General features: G+C 61.7%; 4 protein-coding genes. All 4 read left to right on the top strand.

What is annotated here, in order from left to right; translation table 11 throughout:
• A partial coding sequence (locus HP499_RS23065) for a TasA family protein (RefSeq protein WP_172326391.1) occupies positions 1–563 on the top strand: 563 nt, incomplete at its 5' end.
• 174 nt (positions 564–737) lie between these two features.
• Positions 738–1,388, top strand: a complete 651-nt coding sequence (locus tag HP499_RS23060; RefSeq protein ID WP_172326390.1) for a signal peptidase I — start codon at positions 738–740, stop codon at positions 1,386–1,388.
• Complete coding sequence (locus HP499_RS23055) at positions 1,372–1,779, top strand: Hpt domain-containing protein (protein ID WP_172326393.1); 408 nt, start codon at positions 1,372–1,374, stop codon at positions 1,777–1,779. Before HP499_RS23060 ends, HP499_RS23055 begins: the two co-directional genes overlap by 17 nt.
• Before the next feature lie 145 nt (positions 1,780–1,924).
• On the top strand, positions 1,925–2,353 hold the full coding sequence (locus HP499_RS23050) for a hypothetical protein (protein ID WP_253951761.1): 429 nt from the start codon (positions 1,925–1,927) through the stop codon (positions 2,351–2,353).
• Positions 2,354–2,823: the final 470 nt, after the last annotated feature.

Below are 2,823 nucleotides of genomic sequence, written 5' to 3'. Positions count from 1 at the left end.
TTGCACTGGTCGGCACCGCAGCGGCCGTCGCCGGCATGGGAACCTACGGCGCGTTCACCTCCTCCACCTCCGCCTCCCAGGCAGTGACCGCAGGCACCGTCACCATCGCCCTGGGCGCCCCCGGACCGGCCAACACCCTGAACCTGCCCGTCGCAGGACTGCTGCCCGGAGACAAGATCGAAAAACTCGTCACCCTGGCCAACACCGGCAACTCGGACCTGAACAACATCACCCTCACCACCTCCGCCGGGGCCACCGGATCACTGCTCACCACCGACACCACCAACGGCCTGCAGTTGACCATCGAGAACTGCTCCGTGGCCTGGACCGGCACCGCAGCGCCCTACACCTGCACCGGCACCAAAACCACCGTGCTGGCCAACGGGCCGGTGATCGCCGCGAACAAGGTCCTGAACAACCTGACCTCCCTGACCTCGGCCAAGACCGACAACCTCAAAGTCACCACCGCGTTCCCCACCACCGCGAACAACGACTTCCAAGGCGCCACCTCCACCATCGCCTTCGCCTTCACCGGCACCCAACGCACCGAAACCACCAAGTAGCAGCGCAGCAAACCCCATAGGGTTCGCCCGATAGACCCCAGGGGCCGGCCGGTATGCCCTTCCGGCCGGTTCCTGGCCATTTCCTGATCAAGTCTTGAGGCCGCTCCGCACACTCTCTTGAGCCGGGAAGGAAAGACTGAAGTCACGTCGAACACCACGAAAGGAACGCCAGACATGAGCGCACTGAGCACCATCACTACTCCCCCAGTGCATGGCCGGCGTTCCGCCCCGGCCAAAACCGTGACCCGGCCGTCCGCCGTCGTCGTCACAGTTGCCACCAAGGTATTCAAGGCAATCGGTGTGGGCATGCTGGTCCTCGCAGCGCTCGTATTCCTCTTCCTTGCCATCGGCCCACGCGTCCTGGGCTACCAAACCTCCACCATGCTCACCGGATCCATGGCGCCGATGATCAATCCCGGCGACGTCGTCGTCACCGTCCCCACCCCCATCGCCGAGGTCAAGGTCGGCGACGTCATCACCTACCACATCCCGGTCGAAGACCAACGGGTGGAAACCCACCGCATCACCGACATCACCGCCACCGCCGACGGCGGCGTAGCAGTCCAAACCAAAGGCGACGCCAACAACGGCATCGACCCCTGGATCGCCACCCTGCAAGGGGCCACCGTGGACAAGCACGTCGGCACCATCCCCGGCGTCGGCAACGCCATCCGCGCCCTGCGCGAACCCATCGTCATGAACATCCTGATGTACGGCGCACCCACCATCCTGGTCATCGGAATGCTCGCCTCCATCTGGACCAAAGACCCCAGCGAGTCGGCATCAGAGGAAACGGCCGGTGGCCGCGATGAAGCACGCGCGTAATCCAGGCAGTGAACTGGACCTCGGCCGGCTCCAATCTCTCGCCGAGGAACTTGGAAGCCCTGAACCGGCCCTGCGATTTCTCGCCAAATACCTCTCAATGCTGCCACAGCGGATCGAACGGATCGTCCACGCCGTGGACGAGCATGACGCCACGGAGACCACCACCGCCGTACTCAGCCTGAAGATCAGCTCTTCGATGGTGGGTGCCATGGAGACGGAGCACCAGTGCCGTGCCATCGAATCAATGATCAGGGCGGACCACTTCGACGACGCCGCCCATGCGCTACCAGCGTTACGGCAGACCGCAGATCGATGCCTGGCTTCACGGTCCGACCTCATCAGGGCCGCACGTTCCTCGCTGACCCGGCACAGAGGATTCTTCCGTTCTTGAGCAGCCCCTCAGGGTCCGGGGTGCCGAGCACGAGCAATCTCTCAGAGAGCCGGGCCTACCAACTCCACCACCGCCGAGGTGGCTCACCGCCCACAGCGACGCTGAACTGCCCATGAGCTGCTAATTCGTGTGTTTCCCTAGGACCATGGGATTGTTTGCGAAGAAGGTCCAAGGCTTTGCGCCGGCCATCCAGACTCAGGGCGAAGGGGACGCCGGGAACGACGCGAACCCGCCGCCGCTATTAGTAGCTGATGAGTTGCCAGAGGGCTTTGTTTACCCGAGAGGGTTGTTGCGGCTTGTTGAACTGGACTTGTGCGATTTGGAGCCGTGGTTGATCCTTACGGGTCATCAGCTCCGGAGCCGCAATCATGGCCTGGCCGAGAGGTACCCGGACAGGAACCTGATCCCGTTCGCCAGGCGTCAGGACAACGACGCCGTGGCCTGCTGGGACGTCGGCACCGGCACAGTGGCCATTGTTCACGATTTCGCATCGCCCGGGTGGGAGAACCAAGGCGAATTCGAGCACTTTGACGCATGGTTGCACTCGGCGATCGAGGACCTCATCGAGTTCTAGCAGGTCCTCGCAATGCACCTTCCTGCTTAATTCCGCCGGTGAGTCAGGTGAACTTCAACCATGTCACCATCCTCTTTCCCAATGGACGAAGAACGTGATGTGTGGTCCTGCCATGACTCATCCTTGTCACCAGCTCGGCGTCAGCGCGAGAAGTAAAGCACAACGCGGACAAATTGCCTTCGACTCAAATGAGCGTATTACAGCCGGGCCTCCTAGGATTAGATGAACCTGAAGGTCAGAAAGGGCTTGGAGTTGGGGGAACAACCGGCAAAAGTGCTGTCCATAAAAGGACGCTTACGCGAAACCAGAACCATCGCCCCGCATAACGAGAAATGAATATGGAACTTCTTGACGCACATACAGTTGTGATCTCTGCCGTCCTCCTGGTGCACATCACTGGTGTGATGATCGTGGCCGCCTCCATTGCCGGCCTGGTGATCTCACTGTTCATCGTCGTCCTCGGAGTGCAC

It is taken from the genome of Paenarthrobacter sp. CM16 (genome assembly GCF_013179505.1).
Taxonomy (GTDB): Bacteria; Actinomycetota; Actinomycetes; order Actinomycetales; family Micrococcaceae; genus Arthrobacter.
This window is presented reverse-complemented; position numbering and strand designations above follow the sequence as displayed.

What these genes read in the sequence shown, in the direction of transcription:
- HP499_RS23060 (WP_172326390.1), top strand. Translation starts at nt 738, where the DNA reads ATGAGCGCACTGAGCACCATCACTACTCCCCCAGTGCATGGCCGGCGT.
- HP499_RS23055 (WP_172326393.1), top strand. Translation starts at nt 1,372, where the DNA reads ATGAAGCACGCGCGTAATCCAGGCAGTGAACTGGACCTCGGCCGGCTC.
- HP499_RS23050 (WP_253951761.1), top strand. Translation starts at nt 1,925, where the DNA reads ATGGGATTGTTTGCGAAGAAGGTCCAAGGCTTTGCGCCGGCCATCCAG.